We start from the raw sequence: 20,952 nt of genomic DNA, 5'->3' as shown, positions 1-20,952 counted from the left end.
TTTAAAAATAGGACAATCTAGGATTAATAAACTGCATTAAAAATGAATCGAAAATGCATAATGAATATTAAAAGATACTGCTACAAAAATCACAAAAGATCTATTGCATCTTCAACTTTCTTCACAGGAAGTTTACATAAGCCTTCTTGACATACATATATAAAGGTTTCACCTTTTAGATACCTATTCTGAAATATTGGAATTGTGCTTTCATTTCCTGTTCCTACTATATAAACATTAGGTACGTAATGACTTTGTAATTCACCCAGAATATTCTCTGCATTATCACCAACAACTGCAATTTCATAAAAAGGATATGTATTGTGTAACAACAACCTATTCCAATTAGTGAAACCATTTGCATTCTCATTAAGTTTAGGCAACATAAGAGACAACATATTTCTTGATTTTAAAAGAAGTTCCTTATCATGATTAACAAGGCTAATTCGAAATAAGTTATGAGCAATCACAGAGTTTGGAGAAGGAAGTACTCCATCATCTACTTTAACAATATTTGAAATAAGTTGTTCATCGATATTATAAACAAACATTTCGGAAGACGTATCCTGAAAAAATGCATCAACATTAGTATATAAATCTAATGCGAAATCAATATACCTTGCCTCTAGAGTAACACTAAATAATTCTATTGAGGCTTCCATTAAAAACGCATAATCATCTAAAAAACCTCTTATTTTATTATTTCCTTTATCATAAGAATGCATTAAATACCCATCTTTCAAGCAATTTTTCTTCAAGAATTCAAAAATCTCGATAGCTTCATTCAAAAATGTTTCATCCTTGAATGATTGGTAAGCATCCGTTAATCCCTTGATCAATAAAGAATTCAAAGAGACGATAATTTTGTTATCTAATTTAGGTCGTGTTCTATCTTTTTGTAACTCAAGAATAATCTCTTCCCATTTTCCTTTTTGTTTTTTGAAATCTTCAAGAGACAAATTATGATTAGATGCAAATAGTGAATCGCTTACAGACCTAAGCAAATGATATTGTTTTGAATGTATAATATTTTCTTCTTTCAAGTTGTAATACTCAGAAAACAAACGGAAATCATTTTTTAACTTCTCTTTCAATTCCAATTCTCCCCATAAATAATACTTTCCTTCTTCACCATCACTGTCGGCGTCTATAGCTGTATAAAAACCTCCTTCTGGGCTTTTCATTTCCTTTATCAAAAAGTCAATAGTCTTTACAGTGACCTCTTTATACAAAGGCTTTTTAAAAAACTTGTAAGCCTTAGCATATAAACTTACCAACTGAGCATTGGTGTATAACATTTTTTCGAAATGTGGGACTTTCCAAAATCTATCTGTGCTGTATCTAAAAAAACCTCCTCTTACATGATCATACAAACCGCCAAGTGCCATTTTATCCAAAGTTTTTTCAACATGTTTTAGAGTTTTATGATCATTTTCGAGAATAGCGTAATCCAACAGAAAGCCAATACCACTGGGAATAACAAATTTTTTATCCTCTTTGTTCCCTCCCCATTGATTATCCCAATCGGTCATACCATTTCGGACGCTTTTTTTCAACAAATCTCTAGTTAAAGGCTTGTCTTTCTTTGTTGGTTCGATAAAGTTGTTTATTTCTTGCACTCCTGCTGTAACCTGATCTGCGTATTTGTACAATTTCTCGGGATCATCCTTATGGAGTCGAATAATTTTCTTTAGCACCTCTATCCACTCCTTTTTTGTATGATAAGTACCACTATAGATTGGCTTCCCATTAGGTAAGGTTACAACATTTAAAGGCCAACCTCCACTACCTCTCATCAACTGTAAAGCAGTCATATATACTTGATCTACATCTGGACGTTCTTCTCTATCAACTTTAATATTAATAAAGTTTTGATTCATCAATTCAGCAACAGAATCATTCGTAAAAGTTTCTTCTTCCATTACATGACACCAATGACAAGTTGAATAACCTACACTTACTAAAACAAGTTTATTCGAGGTTTTAGCTTCTTCAAATTCCTTAGGGCTCCACGGTCGCCAATCTACAGGATTATATGCATGCTGAAGTAAATAAGGACTCGTTTCTTTTATCAATCTATTAGCATACCTGCGATCTCCTTCCTTTTCATTTTTCGTACAGCCAAAAAAAATCATCATCAGACTAATAATTACAATAAGGCTGTTTTTTTTAAGCTGATGTTTTGTATCCATAAGAATTATTTGAAATCGTGATAACTTGTGACATCTGTCTAATTGCTAAAATCAATTAAAATCGATCTGGAAAAATTAACCTTTTAAATCTTTACAATTTTTTTTATCAAACCCTTAGATTTAAGAATATAAACTCCTTCTGACAAATTCGTTAAATCTATCATCGTACCTTCTCCAGCAATTATACGTTTGCCGGTAGCTGAAAATAATTCGTACTTAAATTCTTCGGAAATACCTGATATAAATATATAATCCGAACTAGGATTAGGGTATAGAGAAAATATAGTAGTATTTATAAACTCATCAGTGGATAATATATTTAATATATCGGTTGGATCTTCGGTTTGTAAAAATCCATTCATAAGATCACTAATTGAAGTATTCCACAAACTGGTTAAATTCGCATCTTCTTCTATACGCGTATCCCCCCAATATCCAGATGCATATCCATTAGCGGAACTCCACAAGAATTGATTATCCCAATCCGCATTTATATACGATAAAGCCAACACCTGATCATTAGCTTGAATAAAATTAAATAGCGGTTCAAACCACTCTTGATATATTTGGCTAGCAACTCTAACTATACAATTTTGAGCGCTCGGACCATCATATATAGAGCTAATATTACAATTGGTTTTATCAGCTATTTTATATCCCTGAGGAGAGGATTCAGCAATCATAACTGGTTTCCCTTTACTTTCTGCAAAACCCACTAATTCATTTGCCAATGCTAATTGATTAGACGGAATAAAACTACCTACAGTTGGATTTTCATTTGGTCTCAAAAACCAAGACATTCCGATCCAATCCACATAATCATCACCTGGATAATAAGTACTAATATCTTCTTGTCCTCCGTCTAAAATATCATCTATTGGAGAAGTACACGATTGCCAAACGTAATCAACATTCTCTTGATTCAGAGATTGATTTAGTAAATCAACTATACGCCTATATGCGTTTATATATTTTACAGAATTATATCCGTTCCAATTTCCATCAAATTCGTAACCAATTCTAAGATAAAAAATGGTTTCTGGAAACTTATTAAAAAAATTAGCCATCTTAATGATCTTACTATCATGCTCTCCGTTGCTAATTTTTTGTAATCCATCTAAACCAAAAAAAGCATCTTCGACAATGCTCAAACCTATTGTTACCAAGGTCGAACGCTCTGAAGCAGTCCACAAATTTAAAGGTCCTGCTCCCCAATTTGTATTATTAGAATCCCTATTTCCACTATTATCCATACCTATTCCTCCAAAGTATATCGATCGAGAATTATCTATAAAAACAAAAGATTCTTCTAAAGTATAAAAAGAAAGATAGGACACCTCTCCATGCCCTTGATGACACCCTACACAGTTATCTTTATAATTTTTTACGGATGAAAGATCTTGGCCTATAAAAAGTAATTTCTGGTTGTCATTAGGGATGTGCTGTGAGTACATTTGACTACCCAATAAAAGTATCCCCCATACCAACACGGCTTTGTAAATCGTATTAATGTTCTTAAGACAAAAATCTAAAATCATCATTATAATATGTTATAATTAATAATCGTAAAGTAATGTCACAGGACAAAAAACCAAAACAATAGTTTTATTAATTACGAAAAATCTACTTAAAATCTTGAAAAAATAAAAACTCTAAATGTGATAATTAATGAAGATGAAAAGTTTTCCATATCCTCTTTTCGAAGGAAAACGTTGTAAAAGTATTACATAAAAAGAAACGTCTAAAAACAAAGAAACCTCTTGAATTAATCAAGAGGTTTTCTTAAGTACTCGGGACGGGACTTGAACCCGTACGAACTAATGTTCATTGGATTTTAAGTCCAACGTGTCTACCAATTCCACCACCCGAGCGTGATATATGTTTTCTCAGAGCGAAAGACGGGATTTGAACCCGCGACCCTCACCTTGGCAAGGTGATGCTCTACCCCTGAGCTACTTTCGCAGTTTTTATAAGAACTTTGCAATTCGTTATTGCGGATGCAAATTTAAAACATTTCTTATAATACCAAAGCCTTTTTTAAAAAAAGAATAAAATTTTATTTTAACTAACAATATTTCAACACAATAAGATCAAATCTTTCTTCCGATAATCAGTTCCCGTTTTTCAATTGGATTTATTCCACTAGCTGTTTTGAAAAAGTTGTCCCCTCATTTTCCAAAACAAAGTCTCACTAAACCTGAGAAGCTTTCTTCCTGGTTAACATACGTTTAATCTCATTCAATTTCATCAAAGCTTCTACTGGAGTAAGGGTATCTATATCAATATTTACGATTTCCTCTTTAATTTCTTCTAATAATGGATCATCTAAATTGAAAAAACTCAATTGCAATTCATCTTCTTCCTGAATCCCTTTTATTTTATCAGTAAGTTCTTCGCTGCTGTGAGATTTTTCGAGTTTTTTAAGCATTTTATTTGCCCTGTGTAATACCTGCTGTGGCATTCCTGCCATTTTTGCTACATGGATTCCAAAACTATGTTCGCTCCCACCAGGAACCAGTTTTCTAAGAAAAAGAACATTATCTTTTAACTCCTTCACCGCAACATTATAATTTTTAATTCGATGGAACGTATCACACATTTCATTTAACTCGTGATAATGCGTTGCAAATAATGTTTTAGGTTTTGCAGGATGTTCATGAAGAAATTCGCTAATTGCCCAGGCAATAGAAATCCCATCATATGTACTAGTCCCACGTCCAATTTCGTCTAACAACACCAAACTTCTATCTGATATATTATTCAGAATATTTGCTGTCTCATTCATTTCTACCATAAACGTAGACTCTCCCATAGAAATATTATCACTAGCTCCCACTCTAGTAAATATCTTATCCACCACTCCAATTTTAGCTTCATCTGCTGGAACAAAACTTCCCATTTGAGCTAACAAAACAATCAACGCAGTCTGTCTTAAAATAGCAGATTTACCACTCATATTAGGACCTGTAATCATAATCATTTGCTGATCTTCCCTATTTAAAGAAACATCATTAGCGATATACTGTTCTCCTGGTGGTAATTGTTTTTCTATTACAGGATGACGACCATTTTTAATCTCAAGAACATGCGAATCATCTATTGTTGGACGAGTATAAGAATTTTCATTTGCTAATTGCGCATAGGAACACAAGCAATCTAATTGCCCTATCAAACTGGCATTTAATTGTACGGGCTTTATGTATTCATTCATCCATACAATTAAGTCACCAAATAATTGTTGCTCTAACAATAGAATTTTTTCTTCAGCACCTAGAATTTTAGCTTCATATTCCTTTAATTCTTCAGTGATATATCGTTCTGCACTAACCAATGTCTGTTTTCGAATCCAATTCTCTGGAACCTTATCTTTATGTGTGTTTCGTACTTCTATATAATACCCAAAAACGTTATTAGATGCAATTTTAAGAGAGGTAATACCTGTAGCCTCGGTTTCTCTTTCTAGCATTTTATCTAGATAATCCTTTCCGGAAAAAGCAATGGATCTAAGTTCATCTAATTCATCTAAATAACCATCTGCTATGGTATTCCCTTTTAATATATTTACAGGAGCCTCTTCATTCAGAGTTTCTTTGATCTTGTTTCTTAGCAATTCGCAATCATGCAGCGTATCACCAATAACTTTTAAAGCATCGTTCTTACTATTAGTCGCCTGCGCTTTTATTGGAACAATAGCCTCCAATGAATTTTTTAATTGGATTATTTCTCTTGGATTTACTTTACCCGTAGCAACTTTAGAAATTAAGCGTTCTATATCTCCAATTTGCTTAATCTGATGCTGAATTTTCTGAAGTAAATCTCCATTATCCAAAAAATACTGAACAACTTCATGACGTTTATGAATGTTTGCAATATTCTTAAGTGGCAATGCTAACCATCTTTTTAAGGTTCGTCCACCCATTGGAGAAATAGTCTTATCAATCACATCGATAAGGGTAACCGCATTAACGGCATTAGGGTTGTATAATTCTAAATTACGAATTGTAAAGCGATCCATCCAGATATATTCATCCTCTGCAATTCTCTGAATAGAAGTTATATGTTGTAGTTTATGATGTTGTGTTTCGCCTAGATAATGAAGAATCACACCTGCTGCAATAACTCCTTCTTGTAAATGATCTACACCAAACCCTTTAAGAGATGTCGTTCCAAAATGTGTTTGCAAGGTTTCATTGGCATAATCTGTCTTAAACACCCAATCTTCAAGAAAAAAAGTATGGAAATCACTTCCAAAATCACCTTGAAAAGATTGTTTTTTTGGTTTTGGAATTAAAACTTCGCTTGGATTAAAATTACGTAGTAATTTATCCATTTGTGCAATATCACCTTGCGCCGTTAAAAATTCTCCAGTGGAGACATCTAAAAAAGCAATTCCCAATTCTTTCTTTCCGTAGTGCAAAGCACACAAAAAGTTATTGGTTTTACTTTGCAACACCTCATCATTTAGAGCCACACCTGGTGTAACAAGTTCTGTAACTCCTCTTTTTACTATAGTTTTGGTTTGTTTTGGATCCTCTAATTGATCACAAATCGCTACCCTTTCTCCTGCTTTTACAAGTTTAGGCAAATATGTATTCAAAGAATGGTGAGGAAATCCTGCTAGTGCTGTTTCATGTTCACTGCCATTTCCTCTTTTTGTCAATACAATATTCAATATTGCCGCTGTTTTTATAGCATCGCCTCCAAATGTTTCATAAAAATCACCTACTCTAAATAGTAATAACGCATCAGGATATTTCGCCTTAATTGCATTATACTGCTTCATTAAAGGGGTTACCTTTTTTTCTTTCTTTGCTTTTTTTGCTGCCAAAGGGATATGATTTTGTGTAACGGCTAAAGTAGGTAATCTTCATTTTTTTTTGAAAAGAAGCCTACAGGAGTTATTCATTTTTATTCACAATCATATTTCCCTAAAAGGTACATCTAAGGAAATTCTTAATTAATCCTATTTTTGCTGCAATGGAAAAAAATCGAAAACTAAAAAATAGCGAATTAGACCGTAAAACGGTGACAGAGTTCAAAGAAGCAAAGAAAACACCTCTTATTATTATTTTAGATAATATCAGAAGTCTTAATAACATTGGATCTGTTTTCAGAACTGCGGATGCTTTTCTAATTGAAAAAATATATCTGTGTGGGATCACAGCCACTCCTCCACATAAAGACATTCAAAAAACTGCTTTGGGTGCTACTGATACCGTAGATTGGGAATACAAGGAAAACACCTTGGAACTTGTCCAAGAACTACAACAGCAACAGATACAAATATTATCTATCGAGCAAGCAGAAAATGCAGTAATGCTTAATGAATTTAATCCCGAACCAAATAAAACATATGCAATCATATTTGGTAATGAAGTAAAAGGAGTACAACAAGATATTGTAAGCCTAAGCGATACTGTTATAGAAATACCTCAGCATGGCACTAAGCATTCTTTAAATATATCTGTTAGTGCCGGAATAGTTATATGGGATTTGTTTAATAAGGTAGTCTGAGATTCTATCTTTCAATCTTTGTCAACAGCTTACGCAACCATTTTTCATAGTATTCATCTATTAATTGAAAATAAAAAAGGGGACTATGAAAAAGAAAATTATCACTACAATAAAATTATATGTAGTATTCTCATTAGTATCAGTAATCGGTTATAGTTGCTGCCCTGAACAAAAATATCAAATTCAAAATATTAGAAGTATAGAATTATTTGAGCTTAATACAACATCTACTCCAGATTCTGAAGTTGTATTAACAGGAGAGTTTACCTTAATCGCAAGGTTCGACATAAACAATATCGCGTCGAGTAATATTAATGTTAACCTCATTCCTTCTGCTTATGCTTTTCATACATATTGTGATAATACCTCCTATATAAATGAATTAAATTTAGAAAGTTTTAAAATAAGTCTCGACAAAGATTTCATATATGATGGTAACATAATCCACGCCAATTCTAATTTAATCGAAATAACTGAAATAGCGAATAACATTGATCTTTATTTAACGACTCTTTATGTAGATTTTTTAAACGAGTTTTTAGAAAAATCTCAATTCGAAAATCAGGAATATAACTTCACCTTTTCTATTGAAACCACTGATGGATTACAATTTGAGAAAGAAATATCGGCTACTTTAAACTTATAAATAACCTGTCATTAAAAAGATATTCCCGATTTTGTTTTGTAAGTTTAATGCTAACTAACGCTATATAACCATTGCAAAATGAAAAATATCACGATCGCACTTGTTCTATTTCTAGCTATACTGAGTTGCAATGAAAAGGCAACTAAATTAGAATCCAAGAATGAGGAACCTATGACTGCAGACCAAATAATTACCAAAGCAAAGGAGATTCACAAAAATGTAATTACATTGGACACCCACTGTGATATTAATATTAAAAATTTTACTGACTCTATTAATTACACACAAGATCTTAATTCTCAAATAACTTTACCCAAAATGGAAAAGGGAGGTTTAGATGTAGCTTGGTTTATCGTATATACGGGTCAAGATTCACTAAATGCTAGTGGGTTTAAAAAAGCCCACGAAATTGCTATGTCAAAATTTAACGCTATCCATCGTTTAGTAGATACGATTGCTCCGGATCAGATAGCACTAGCCAAAAATTCTAATGAGGTTCGTAACATTCATAAATCCGGTAAAAAAGTTGCTATGATCGGTATCGAAAACGGGTATCCTATCGGAAATGATATCAGTAATGTAAAAAAATTCTATGATCTTGGTGCTCGGTATATGTCATTATCTCATAATGGCCATAGCCAACTTTGTGATTCCAATACAGGAGAAACAGATGATATTTGGTTACATAATGGACTTAGCGACTTAGGAAAAGAGGTAATTAAAGAAATGAATAAATGGGGAATGATGATCGATGTATCTCACCCTTCAAAAGAGTCGATGCGCCAAATGATTGAACTTTCTAAAGCCCCAATTATTGCTTCTCACTCTTCAGCAAGAGCTTTGTGTGATCATAGCAGAAATCTAGACGATGAACAATTGCAGTGGCTAAAAGATAATGGTGGTGTGGTACAAACAGTAGCTTTTACTTCTTATTTAAACACAGAAAAGTTTGAAAAGAGAGTTATAAAAGAAGTTGAGATAGGAAAACAAATAGCAGATTCTATGGGTGTTACCTGGTTAGAGCGAGAAGAAGTGATGAAGCTAAGTACTGAAGAAAAAGAAACGTATTATGATTTTTTGGGTAAAATGGCAGCAATCCGCCGAGCAAAAGTTAAAAAAATGAAAGACTTACCTCCTGCTGTGAATGTTGAGGATTTTGTTAACCATATTGATTATATGGTAGAAAAAATAGGAATTGATCATGTGGGTATCAGTTCAGATTTTGATGGTGGCGGTGGAATTGAAGGTTGGAGCGATGCATCCGAAACCTTTAATGTAACCTTAGAATTAGTAAAAAGAGGGTATACCGAAGAGCAAATAGAAAAATTATGGAGTGGCAATCTTTTGCGCGTATTGGATGAAGTTCAAAAGGTAGCATTTGACCTTCAGAAAAGTTAATGTTGCAAAATTGATTTCAATACCCAAATATAATCTGATCGGTTTTTGATAAAATCTTTTTCAGAAATATCTATGATCCTAACATTTAAATCTGGCTGAGCTTTAATAAACCGCAAATATCCCTTATTGATCTTATTTAAGTACTCTGCTGGAATTTTTTGTTCATAATCCCTTCCTCTTTTTTTAATGTTTTCTAAAAGACGTTCAGTATTTTGATACAAATAAACATACAGTCCGGGTTTTGGCAAATCTCTGTACATGATATCAAAAACCTTTTTGTACAATGTATACTCATCTTCCTGCAATGTGACCTGAGCAAAAATCAAAGACTTAAACACATCATAGTCACTCACAACAAAATCCTTAAACAAATCTAATTGACCAATATCATCCTGAAGACGTTGATATCTATCAGCTAAAAAAGACATTTCCAAAGGAAAAGCATAACGCTCCATATCCTCATAGAATTTTGGCAAAAATGGATTATCAGCAAAACGTTCTAAAACTAATTTTGCATTAAACTCTTCGGAAATTAAATGAGCTAGGCTTGTTTTTCCAGCGCCAATATTCCCTTCAATAGTGAGATACTGAACATTAGACAGTAAATACTTTTCTTTTGGATTTACAATTTGGCCTTCTACTAATACGACAGCAGATTCATCGGGAGTGTTCTCCAACAACTCACCTACTGTTAGGTTCATAACAGGATGGATTTCTTCTTTTGCAATCTCTTCGAGCGGTTTTAAAACAAACTTACGATCTTGCATAGAAGGATGTGGAACTCGTAATCTTTGCGTATCACTTGTTCCTTCTGAAGAAAAAATAATATCCAAATCAATAATCCTTGCCTCATACCCTTCCGAATTACTTCTATTTCTACCCAATGAGGTCTCTATTTGGAGAAGCTTCTCTAAAACCTGCGTAGTACTATAAAAGGTTTTTAGAAGAACACAAGCATTATAAAAGTCATCACTGCTAAAACCCCATGCTGGTGTTTGATATACGCTGGATATTTTAACTACATCTCCTAGTTCGTGATAAATAGCATTCACTGCTTTCTGAAGGTGATCTAACTTATTACCTATATTACTTCCTAAAGAAATATGTATGCGATGCTGTGTTTTCAAGCTGGGTTTTTTATAATCTAATCGGAACTCCGTATTTTTAAGAGCAAATTAAGGAAAACAAAACCACTTCACCTTATTTTTGTGCGAAGTATTATGAACTATTTTTTATTTTGAATTCAACTTCTTTAAATCCAAAAGACAAAGCAACAGCCTACCGAATTTACCTTATTCTTGGAGCGTTATTTATATCCTCATTAGTTGTTTGTAATCTCATCTTTCAGAAATTTTTTCAATGGGATTTTTTCGGAATCTACACCTTCACTATAAGTGTTGGTCTTATACCATATCCATTAACCTTTCTTATCACGGATATTGTGAGTGAGATCTATGGGAAGAAAAAAGCCAATCTCATGGTTACAGCTGGAATTTTTGCATCCGTTTTTTCTCTTTTGATAATTTATGGCGCTGCCTCTGTAGATGCTTACATTGATCCTGGAACCGACCCAAATATTCAGGTAGATAACGATACTTTTAATTTAGTTTTTGGCAAAAGTTTGATCTCTGTTTTTGCATCTATGACCGCATATCTATTTGCTCAATACATAGACATAAGGATTTTTCATTTCTGGAAGCGAATGACCAAAGGAAAACATCTTTGGATAAGAAATAATTTTTCCACTTTTCTTTCTCAACTTATAGATAGTGTTACTATTATCTCTTTGCTGTGCCTTAATGAAATATTTTCTTGGGATAATTTTATCCCTTTTGTTATGAGTGGCTTCTTATTTAAGGTCATCGTAGCTACTATAGACACTCCATTTTTATACCTAACCGTATTTGGTCTTCGAAAAAGATTTCAGTTAAAACCAGGTGAGGAATTAAACTTGGAATATTAAAATCTAACAAATAGTTAACTCAAGAGCCGCAACATAATACACGGTTAAATCGTTACTTTACATAAAAAGCAAGAATAATGGTAAAAAAGATCCTTAAAATATTCGGCATTATTATACTGGTCCTAGTAATAGCACTCATATCAGTTCCTTTATTATTCGGAGGTACCATTAAAGATAAGATCCGCTATTTAGCCAATGAACATGTTAACGCCAAAGTTGATTTTGCGGATGTTGACATTAGCTTAATCAGAAGTTTCCCTAAAGCTTCTGTCATTATTGAAGAACTTTCTATCATCAACTTCGCCCCTTTTGAAGGAGATACGCTTGCGTATGCTAAAAAAATATCTTTGGATATGTCGATCAAAGAATTATTCAAAGGCGCATCGGATCCAATAAGTGTACAAAAATTTATTATAGACGAAGCTAATATTGCCGTTAAAACAGATTCTTTAGAAAATTCGAACTTCGATATTGTAAAATCTTCAGGAAAAGAAGAATCCGTGCAAGAAGAAGAAAGTAGTTCATTTACATTTGAACTAGATCATTATGAGATTAACAATAGTAAGCTTTTGTATCAAAATGATGTAAGTAAAATTGCCTTACGCATGACGAATGTTAATCATAGCGGTGATGGATCTCTGTCAGGAGACAAGATTATCTTAGACACTAAATCAAGTTCTAAAGTATCTTTTAGCTTAGATGACACGAATTATTTAAACAAAAACGCCTTACAATTAGAAGCAGCACTGGAACTGGATCTGGAAAACCAGCGATATGCATTTAAAGAGAATAAGGCTTTGGTAAATCAGCTACCTCTTGAGTTCAAAGGGTTTGTGCAACTTTTTGAAAAGTATACAGATGTTGATATTAGTTTCAGCACTCCTACATCAGATTTTAAAAACTTTCTTGCTGTTATTCCTGAAGCATACGCAAAGAACTTAGATGGCGTACAAACGACAGGAGAGTTTTCAATCAATGGAATGATCAAAGGAAAATCCGATGATACTTATATCCCTAAAATGGATATTAAAATTGCTTCCAACAATGCATCTTTCAAATATCCAGATCTTCCAAAAAGTGTTCAAAATATCACTATTGATACTCAAATAAAAAATGACACTGGTTTAGCCGACGACATGTATGTTAATATAAACAATCTTACTTTCAGAATTGACCAAGATACTTTTGCTGCTAATGGTAGTCTAAAAAAAATAACTTCCAATATGATTGTGGATATGGCTGTAAAAGGAACGCTAAACCTTGCTAACCTAGACAAGGCGTATCCAATGGAGCTAGAACAACAACTAAACGGAATATTGAAGGCAAATGTAAATACCAATTTTGATATGGAGTCTTTAGAAAAGGAGCAATATCAAAATGTTAAAAGTTCTGGAACTATAAGTTTAGATAAATTCACCTATGCTTCAGCTGAATTACCTAGTAAAATAAAAATAGAAAACGCTAATGTCAACTTTCAACCAGGAAAAATTACATTAGAAAAAATGAATGTTACTACTGGCAAATCTGATCTAGCTGCAGCAGGTACGATACAAAATTTAATGGGGTTTTTATTTTCAAAGCAAGACCTGAAAGGAAATTTCGATGTTAGTTCGGAGATATTCGCAGTAAATGATTTTATGGTTGCGGAATCAGAAACAACAGAACAAGAGACCACTGAAAATTCCACTAATGACGCCCTGAAAATACCATCCTTTATAGATGCAACCTTAAATTTTGACGCGAAGAAGGTACTATATGACAATCTTGAATTAAAAAACACCAAAGGAAGTGTAAAAATAAATGACGAGACAGCCTATTTACAGAATGTAACATCCAATCTGTTCGACGGAGGTCTTGCGTTTAATGGACAAGTATCTACTAAAACAGATACTCCGAATTTTGGAATGAACTTGGATTTAAGTAAAATCAATATCGCTAAATCTTTTGCTAGCCTTGAGCTATTGCAGGGATTAGCACCTATTGCCAAAGCTCTCACTGGAGCTTTAACTACGCAAATAAAACTTAATGGAAATCTTAATGACGATCTTACACCAGTATTGAATTCGTTAAAAGGAAATGCGTTAGCAGAAATTCTAAATGCGAAAGTAAATACTTCGCAAACACCTTTATTATCTAATTTAGATAACCAATTAAACTTTTTAGACCTTAATAAACTAAACCTAAAGGACATCAAGACATCGCTAAATTTTGACGACGGCAAAATAAACGTAAAACCTTTCGATTTTGATATCGAAGGCATTAAAATTACAGCTGGAGGAAGTCATAGTTTTGACATGAATATGAATTATAATGTATCTTTAGATGTACCTGCAAAATACCTCGGTAATGAAGTTGGTGGACTGATCTCACAATTAAGCGCCCAAGAAACTAATGAAATGAAGATTGCACTTCCGGTTGGAATATCAGGAAACTTTTCTAATCCAAAAATCAATCTTAATACAGGTCAAGCAGTAAAACAACTTACCCAACAGATTATAAACAAACAAAAAGACAAGGCAAAAGACAAAATTATTGGAGAAGGCTCCAAAGTACTAACAGATTTGCTTGGCGGTTCTCAGAAAAAAGATTCCACCACCTCTACATCAGATAAACCTGAAGACAAATTAAAAGATGCTGCAAAAGATATTTTAGGAGGTTTTTTAGGCAAAAAAAAGAAAAAAGACACAACAGGCACTAAAAACTAGATCTATAATAATTAATAGTTGTTAAGGTTTTTTATTGTTTTCTTAATCAAGACATTACTGTATTTCGTTTTGTTTAAAAATTAATTGCAGATGGTAGCTTATACAATAATTAATTTTTTTTACGTTTATTTCTTAGTACTTTAGTACTGGGATATACAAAAAAAAGTAAAGGTTATAGTTGGGATAACTCATTTATAAACCTTTTAAAAAAACGTCTTATTAGAACTTCACAAATAACACCCGTCACTGTTGCAATTTATTTTTTTAGTCAATTCATTGTAAACTAAACAATAATTTTTTAACACTTAGATTAACTATTTAGTAAAGTTACATTTTGACTAACTTATGCTTATAGTTATAATTTTACATTAAAAATAATCCCCACGTATAAATTATGAAACTAGCAATTTTCCCCATTGTATTTCTTTTATTTATTTCATCATTATCATATTCTCAAAACGCGATGAATGATAGTTCGATGAGCTGGATGAAAGGATGGACAAATTTTGACCCTAATCACGAAGCATATCCTGAAGCCGATCGTGATGTTCCTAATATTATTGATGAAGACACTTATCTGTCTAATGAATTCACGTATCTTCTTTCTGGAAATGTTTATGTAATCAATGGCGCCACATTAACCATAGAGGAAGGAACCATTTTACGATGTGACACAGAAACTCCAACAAGTTTGGTAATCACTAGTGGATCCAGGTTAATCGCTAGAGGTTTAAAAGGACAGCCAATCGTTTTCACTTCCGACAAATCGCCTAAAGCTAGAAAAAGTGGTGATTGGGGCGGAATTGTAATCGCTGGTTCAGCTACTATAAACTCTCCAGCGCCATCAGGAGTAATAGAAGGAAACTTTTTACCGCAATACTCATTATATGGCGGTAATGATGATGATGAAATGACTGCGATCATGACCTATATTAGAATTGAATACGCAGGAAAAAAAATCAACCAATCTAAAGAACTAAATGGTCTTTCGTTATACGCTGTAGGAAAAAAATCAATTTTAAATAACATTATGATCAGTCATTCTGCTGACGATTCATTTGAATTCTTTGGAGGAACACTAGATATAAATAATTTAGTTTCTTATAAAGCTAAAGATGACGATTATGATTTTACTTTGGGATACAGAGGTGAATTGTATAACATTGTTGCCATAAGACATCCATATATTTCGGATATAAGCGGTTCTTACGCAATTGAAATTGACGGATATGACAAAAAATCTGGGCTAACTGCTAAACAGTTATCCACAGTACGAATAAAAGAAGCAACACTCATTAACCTATCAGACAATAGTAATTACCAGCATACATCGGCCGCTATTTCTTCTAAAAATTTAGCGCAACTAAATTTTTCAGACTCGAGAATATCGGGTTTTGCTAATGTTGTAAAATTTGATAATTCTTATACATCTTATAGCAACCTGCAACAATCTTTCTCTTTAGAAAATAGCATCTTTAATGTTCATGATCAGAATGTTGTTTCACGTCTAGCAGGAACAACAGATGTTCAAAAACTATTAAAATATAATATGTTCACGACTCAGTTTAAAAGTGCAGCGGACCTTTTCGAAAATCCTTTGGACAAAAAAAATCCTAAATTTACTTTAAAACAATCCCGTGATAGTTATACAGTTATGCAGTAAATTTTTAAATTTACCATAATTAAACTAATACTCTTATAATGAAATCGATTACCATCCTATTTTTCACCTTATTTATAACTGCCGTAAGTTTTGCTCAAACCAAAAGCAATATTTTATTTGACCAAAGAACACTCATAAAAAAGTTTCATACTATTGATCAGTTAGAAGGACTGAAAAAGGGAGAACTCGTAAAGCTTTATATAGAAAGAGTTAACGAAGTTATAACTGTATTGCCTTATATCGCATTATCCAACGAAGCAAACGTAAGTTTATCTGATATTGGAATCAAAGAAAACTCTGATAATCTTAAGCTTTTAAAAAAGCATCATGAAACTACAACAGAAGCTTTTGAAAGTACCAGTAATCTTATTACAGAATTTATTCCGTACGCCGATACTGAAAAAATAATATGGTCTATACTTTATTACGAAGAAATGATTAAAAAAATTCGAATTGGAGTCAATGGGAATTTTTAAAAAAACAAGGATTATTTATAAAAGCAGCCTCAAAAGGCTGCTTTTTTTTTGATTTATACTATACATTTTCTAACAAACACTAACCTTACTTCTAAAAGCTAAAACTTAAAATATTTCATACCAGTTCTAAATTCTCACAATCATATTACCTCCCTTTAAACAAGGCATCCCAAAACCATAACCTTCTGAAAAACAACAACAAAAATTGATTTTCTTACGTTAGAAAATATCCTAAAAAGTGTTAATAAATCATTTTTCTTGTAATCTTTCTCTTATAAACCCGAACTAAACGATATCACAAATTTATAAAGCACGATTTATAAAAAACAAATCATCACTAACGGTTTAATGAAAGTAGAACTTAAAAGATAGCGTTATGAAAACAAGAGATTTACTAAGTTTATTTTTATTTATTGCAATTTCGGTTTCCGGATTTACTCAAAATAATTTCAATACAAATAATGTAAAATGGATGAAAGATTGGACTAATTTTTCTCCTAATAAAACTAATTATGCTGATTACGAAGAACAACTACCTAATATTATAGATAGAGACACTTATCTAAGAAGTGATATTATTTATTTTATTTCCGGAAATGTTTATGTAACCAATGATGCTACTTTAACAATTCAAGAAGGAACTTTAATTAAAGCAGATACAGATCAAACTACTAACCTCATTATTACTAGAGGATCTAAACTAATAGCAGATGGCACAAAATCAGCTCCTATAGTATTTACTTCTAACAAATCGAGCAACTCCAGAAAAAGTGGAGATTGGGGCGGAATTACAATCATCGGCTCTGGAAAAGCAAATACAATTGAAGGAGAAGGAATCATAAAAGGGAAATTCAATCCTTTATACACCATTTTTGGAGGAAATAATATTGATGAAGAAACAACCGTTTTACGTTACATAAGAATAGAATATGCTGGCAAATCCACCAATGGGTTATCATTATATGCCTTAGGCAACTCATCTGTAGTTGAAAATATAATGGTTAGTTATTCTGCAGATGACTCTTTCGAATGGCATGGTGGATCTTCAACTTCCAAAAACCTAATCTCTTACAAAGCGAATGATGACGATTTTGACTTTACCCAAGGATATCGAGGAGAACTTATTAATATAGTTGCTGTTAAACATCCGTACATAACTAGTAATAATGGTTCTTATGCAATAGAGGTAGATGGATACAATAAAAAAATAGGTTTTGATAATACTAAAATATTGTCTAGCATAGACATAACAGGAGCAACTCTAATTAGCCTTGTGGATGAAAGCAATTACACACACACCAGAGCAGCAATATCTATAAACAATCTTGGCGAATTATACATAAACAACTCAAGTATCTCAGGTTTTTCAGACGTTGTACAATTAGATAAAACATTTTCTACGCTTGGCATGATAGAAACTGCTTTCAAATTAGATAACAGTTTTTTTAATGTACACAAAGAGGGCGTAATCACACATAACGATATTAAAAATAGCACTTTTAACTTATTGAAATACAACAGATTTACTAAATCATTTAAGCAGCCAGAAGAGATTTTTAGTGCTCCCTTAGACAAAACAAACCCTGATTTTTCACTAAAAAACTCATTAAACAATTATATGGTAGTTCAATAACACTAAAGACATTTAAAACTAACAAAAATGAAAAAAACAATCCTAACAATAACAGTATTTCTAGTATTAATAAGCTCTCTAAACGCCCAAGTAAAAAGAAAAGGAGTTTTATTCGATAACAGTAAGCTAATTACTAGATTCCATACAATCGATGAGTTACAAGACCTAAATAAAGGAGAATTAATAGAATTATATTTAGAACGTACCAGAGAAATATTTGTAGTACTACCCTACTTATCATTATCTAACAGACCCGGAACAAGTTTAAGCGACATAGGAATAAAAGAAGATTCTGATAATTTAAAAGTCGTAGAGAAAAATAACGAAATAGCTGATAGAGCATTTGAATATACTACTAACACCATCAAAGAATTAGTTCCTTATTCAGATACAGATAAAATCATTTGGTCAATTTTATACTTTGAAGAAATGATCAAAAAAATGCGATTAGGAAAAGACGGAAATATTTAACCGTAAAAAACATCGACAAAAACCACAAAATAATCGACAAATAATATTTGTGTAAGATTTTTTATTGTCCTACAAACCATAAATCATTTCAAAATTCCCCAAAAAAATCAATTTTTATACAAATTTCATAAACACTGTTAAATTAATGATAATCAGTTGTTTATTTAAAAAAATAAAAATTAATACAAAAAATAATTTTTAAAAAAACTTATTTCTTCAAATTTTTATCCCAAAAAAAACAAACAAATCATAAGAACCTGATTATCAACTATTTTTACTCAAAAAAGTAAGAAAATTACTCCTAATATTTTCATAAAATACATAAAAATAACGATGAACGTACAAATATTACGGTAAACACGTAACCAACTTTGTGAAAAGAGTTTTAATTTAGTATCGCTAATAAAGAAGAAAGAATTTTCTTCTAAATCGATAACCCCAAAATAAAACTTTTATGAAACTAAGATGCGCTTTCATTACATCTATTTTATGTTCTTTCTTATTTTTTAATACCACAGCTCAAGATTTTAATACCAATGATGGTAAATGGATTAAAGGTTGGGCTAACTTTACACCAAATTCTACAGAATACCCAGAAGCAGACGAAATAATACCTAATATCATTACAGAAGACACACACCTAAGCAATAGTTCTGTATATCTATTGTCGGGTGATGTCTATGTTACTGCGAACGCTATTTTGAGTATACAAGAAGGAACAATCATAAGAGGAGATCACGAAAATCCTGGTAAACTTATCATTACAAAGGGATCAAAACTTATAGCAGTAGGCTCTGAGGCTTACCCAATTGTGTTTACATCCAATAAAGCTTCCAAGTCTAGAGCTAGTGGAGACTGGGGTGGTATTATTATTGCTGGATCTGGTAAAGTTAATTCTGTTTCTGGAAATTCAGTAATCCAAGGTAAAATCAACCCACAATATGCTGTGTATGGTGGAAATAAACATGAAGAGCAAACTACAGTTTTAAAATATGTTAGAATAGAATTCCCAGGAAACAAATCAATGGGATCAGAAAATAATAACGGCTTATCTCTTTATGGTATTGGGCAAGCCTCTATAGTTGATCATATCATGGTAAGCTACTCTGGCCAGGATTCTTTCAGTTTTGCGGGAGGGCAAAATAATATTACCAATGTACTTTCTTACAAAGCAGAAGATGACGACTTCCAAATTTCTGAAGGTTTTAAGGGAGATTTAGATCATCTAATGGCAATTAGACATCCGTATATTAATAGCCCTAAAGGATCTTATGCAATAGAAATTGATGGTTATAACAAAGATCAAGGCTTTCTTAAGCCAAATGCGGTATCTGATGTAGCTATCACTAATTCGACATTTGTGAATCTTTCTGATAATTCGAACTATATCCATACAGCTTCTGCAATATCAGCAACAAATTCAGCATTAGTATATTTACACAACTCTAAAATATCAGGATTTTCAAACGTAGTAAAGTTTGATGAGTCATATACTTCCTTAGCTGTATTAGAAAGAGCTTTCAAAATGGACAATAGCTTCTTTAATATCCACGGAGAAGGTGTAGAAGTAAGCTATAAACCAAACACTGGTGTATTAAATATTTTGAAATACAATAGATTTACTAAAGACTTCGTAAGCGTTGACAAGTTATTTGAAGATCCAAATAGTAAAACCGCACCAAAATTCCAATTAAAAAAAGCTATGAACAATTATATGGTAATGCAATAAATCACATACCATTTATACCTTTTTTGTACCCTAATCAGCGCCCCAAATCTGATACTTGAATAAATACGATCATTTACATTATGCTTAAATCAAATATTTTAATAGGTTTCATCTTTTTTCTATTCATCCAAAACACACATGGCCAGAAAAAAGATGAAGCCATTTTTTTTCAGAAAAAACATCAAATCACTAAATTTCATACCATAAGCGATCTTGAAAATCTCAAAAAAGGAGAGCTTATTAAGCTGTATCAAGATAGAATAAAAGAAATCGTAACCGTTCTTCCTTTTTTATCTTTAACGAACGAACCGGATGTTAGATTAGCGGATTTAGGGATCAAAGAAGATTCTGGTCATATAAAATCACTTAAAAAAAGTACAGAAACCGCAGAAGAAGCTGTCAACGTTTTCCAAACATCTATAGAAGAACTGGTTCCCTATGCAGATACCGAAAAGATCATTTTAACTATTCTTTACTTTGAAGACATTATTAAAAAAATGAGAATAGGAGTTACGAGAAGCTTTTAGATTTTCTCCATCTCTTTTACTAAGAATTGACACTC

General features: G+C 32.3%; 15 protein-coding genes and 2 tRNA genes. 11 read left to right on the top strand and 6 right to left on the bottom strand.

The genetic code is table 11. The annotated features are described in order from the left end of the window. Nucleotides 1-89: 89 nt before the first annotated feature. The 5 genes from Q1B37_RS02655 to mutS form a co-directional block, all read right to left on the bottom strand. Nucleotides 90-2,192: a thioredoxin domain-containing protein gene (locus tag Q1B37_RS02655; protein ID WP_299895091.1), complete on the bottom strand. Its 2,103-nt coding sequence runs from the start codon at nt 2,190-2,192 to the stop codon at nt 90-92. 83 nt (nt 2,193-2,275) lie between these two features. Next, nucleotides 2,276-3,733, bottom strand: coding sequence for a glycoside hydrolase family 26 protein (locus Q1B37_RS02650; protein WP_299895088.1), 1,458 nt, complete (start codon nt 3,731-3,733; stop codon nt 2,276-2,278). 246 nt (nt 3,734-3,979) lie between these two features. Next, nucleotides 3,980-4,063: transfer RNA gene (locus Q1B37_RS02645), tRNA-Leu, on the bottom strand. A gap of 19 nt (nt 4,064-4,082) precedes the next feature. After that, a tRNA-Gly gene (locus Q1B37_RS02640) sits at nt 4,083-4,154 on the bottom strand. A gap of 229 nt (nt 4,155-4,383) precedes the next feature. Then, complete coding sequence (gene mutS, locus Q1B37_RS02635) at nt 4,384-6,975, bottom strand: DNA mismatch repair protein MutS (protein WP_299895838.1); 2,592 nt, start codon at nt 6,973-6,975, stop codon at nt 4,384-4,386. A 194-nt stretch (nt 6,976-7,169) separates the two neighbouring features. Between mutS and Q1B37_RS02630 the strand changes: the two genes are divergently transcribed. From Q1B37_RS02630 to Q1B37_RS02620, 3 genes are all read left to right on the top strand, one after another. After that, on the top strand, nt 7,170-7,706 hold the full coding sequence (locus Q1B37_RS02630) for a TrmH family RNA methyltransferase (protein WP_299895085.1): 537 nt from the start codon (nt 7,170-7,172) through the stop codon (nt 7,704-7,706). An 85-nt stretch (nt 7,707-7,791) separates the two neighbouring features. Next, nucleotides 7,792-8,352, top strand: coding sequence for a hypothetical protein (locus Q1B37_RS02625; protein ID WP_299895083.1), 561 nt, complete (start codon nt 7,792-7,794; stop codon nt 8,350-8,352). A gap of 78 nt (nt 8,353-8,430) precedes the next feature. After that, complete coding sequence (locus Q1B37_RS02620) at nt 8,431-9,750, top strand: dipeptidase (RefSeq protein WP_299895080.1); 1,320 nt, start codon at nt 8,431-8,433, stop codon at nt 9,748-9,750. Here the strand turns inward: Q1B37_RS02620 and folK are convergent. After that, entirely contained in the window at nt 9,747-10,877 is a 1,131-nt protein-coding gene (gene folK, locus Q1B37_RS02615) for a 2-amino-4-hydroxy-6-hydroxymethyldihydropteridine diphosphokinase (protein WP_299895077.1), read from the bottom strand. The two genes, Q1B37_RS02620 and folK, sit on opposite strands and share 4 nt — an antisense overlap. A 110-nt stretch (nt 10,878-10,987) precedes the next feature. Between folK and Q1B37_RS02610 the strand changes: the two genes are divergently transcribed. The 8 genes from Q1B37_RS02610 (at nt 10,988) to Q1B37_RS02575 (ending at nt 20,917) form a co-directional block, all read left to right on the top strand. Next, complete coding sequence (locus Q1B37_RS02610) at nt 10,988-11,713, top strand: queuosine precursor transporter (RefSeq protein WP_299603376.1); 726 nt, start codon at nt 10,988-10,990, stop codon at nt 11,711-11,713. Between the two features lie 77 nt (nt 11,714-11,790). Then, nucleotides 11,791-14,418, top strand: a complete 2,628-nt coding sequence (locus tag Q1B37_RS02605) for an AsmA family protein (protein WP_299895074.1) — start codon at nt 11,791-11,793, stop codon at nt 14,416-14,418. A 394-nt stretch (nt 14,419-14,812) separates the two neighbouring features. Then, nucleotides 14,813-16,081 (top strand): hypothetical protein, encoded by a 1,269-nt coding sequence (locus Q1B37_RS02600; protein ID WP_299603381.1) that lies wholly within the window; start codon nt 14,813-14,815, stop codon nt 16,079-16,081. Nucleotides 16,082-16,119: 38 nt separating this feature from the next. Beyond that, nucleotides 16,120-16,557 (top strand): hypothetical protein, encoded by a 438-nt coding sequence (locus Q1B37_RS02595; protein WP_299603383.1) that lies wholly within the window; start codon nt 16,120-16,122, stop codon nt 16,555-16,557. A 376-nt stretch (nt 16,558-16,933) separates the two neighbouring features. Next, nucleotides 16,934-18,190 (top strand): hypothetical protein, encoded by a 1,257-nt coding sequence (locus Q1B37_RS02590; protein WP_299603385.1) that lies wholly within the window; start codon nt 16,934-16,936, stop codon nt 18,188-18,190. Nucleotides 18,191-18,217: 27 nt separating this feature from the next. After that, nucleotides 18,218-18,661, top strand: coding sequence for a hypothetical protein (locus Q1B37_RS02585; RefSeq protein ID WP_299895071.1), 444 nt, complete (start codon nt 18,218-18,220; stop codon nt 18,659-18,661). Nucleotides 18,662-19,115: 454 nt separating this feature from the next. Further along, on the top strand, nt 19,116-20,390 hold the full coding sequence (locus Q1B37_RS02580; protein WP_299895068.1) for a hypothetical protein: 1,275 nt from the start codon (nt 19,116-19,118) through the stop codon (nt 20,388-20,390). Nucleotides 20,391-20,470: 80 nt separating this feature from the next. Further along, nucleotides 20,471-20,917 carry a hypothetical protein gene (locus Q1B37_RS02575; RefSeq protein WP_299603391.1) on the top strand — a complete coding sequence of 149 codons (447 nt, stop codon included), beginning with the start codon at nt 20,471-20,473 and terminating at the stop codon, nt 20,915-20,917. The last annotated feature ends 35 nt before the right edge of the window (nt 20,918-20,952 follow it).

It is taken from the genome of uncultured Aquimarina sp., assembly GCF_947492965.1.
Classification (GTDB): Bacteria; Bacteroidota; Bacteroidia; order Flavobacteriales; family Flavobacteriaceae; genus Aquimarina.
This window is presented reverse-complemented; position numbering and strand designations above follow the sequence as displayed.

Excerpts from the sequence above, each read along its gene's own strand:
- Q1B37_RS02590 (WP_299603385.1), top strand. The coding sequence starts at position 16,934 with ATGAAAACAAGAGATTTACTAAGTTTATTTTTATTTATTGCAATTTCG.
- Q1B37_RS02630 (WP_299895085.1), top strand. The coding sequence starts at position 7,170 with ATGGAAAAAAATCGAAAACTAAAAAATAGCGAATTAGACCGTAAAACG.
- Q1B37_RS02625 (WP_299895083.1), top strand. The coding sequence starts at position 7,792 with ATGAAAAAGAAAATTATCACTACAATAAAATTATATGTAGTATTCTCA.
- Q1B37_RS02575 (WP_299603391.1), top strand. The coding sequence starts at position 20,471 with ATGCTTAAATCAAATATTTTAATAGGTTTCATCTTTTTTCTATTCATC.
- Q1B37_RS02580 (WP_299895068.1), top strand. The coding sequence starts at position 19,116 with ATGAAACTAAGATGCGCTTTCATTACATCTATTTTATGTTCTTTCTTA.
- Q1B37_RS02650 (WP_299895088.1), bottom strand. The coding sequence starts at position 3,733 with ATGATGATTTTAGATTTTTGTCTTAAGAACATTAATACGATTTACAAA.
- Q1B37_RS02595 (WP_299603383.1), top strand. The coding sequence starts at position 16,120 with ATGAAATCGATTACCATCCTATTTTTCACCTTATTTATAACTGCCGTA.
- Q1B37_RS02585 (WP_299895071.1), top strand. The coding sequence starts at position 18,218 with ATGAAAAAAACAATCCTAACAATAACAGTATTTCTAGTATTAATAAGC.
- Q1B37_RS02655 (WP_299895091.1), bottom strand. The coding sequence starts at position 2,192 with ATGGATACAAAACATCAGCTTAAAAAAAACAGCCTTATTGTAATTATT.
- Q1B37_RS02620 (WP_299895080.1), top strand. The coding sequence starts at position 8,431 with ATGAAAAATATCACGATCGCACTTGTTCTATTTCTAGCTATACTGAGT.
- Q1B37_RS02605 (WP_299895074.1), top strand. The coding sequence starts at position 11,791 with ATGGTAAAAAAGATCCTTAAAATATTCGGCATTATTATACTGGTCCTA.
- Q1B37_RS02600 (WP_299603381.1), top strand. The coding sequence starts at position 14,813 with ATGAAACTAGCAATTTTCCCCATTGTATTTCTTTTATTTATTTCATCA.
- mutS (WP_299895838.1), bottom strand. The coding sequence starts at position 6,975 with ATGAAGCAGTATAATGCAATTAAGGCGAAATATCCTGATGCGTTATTA.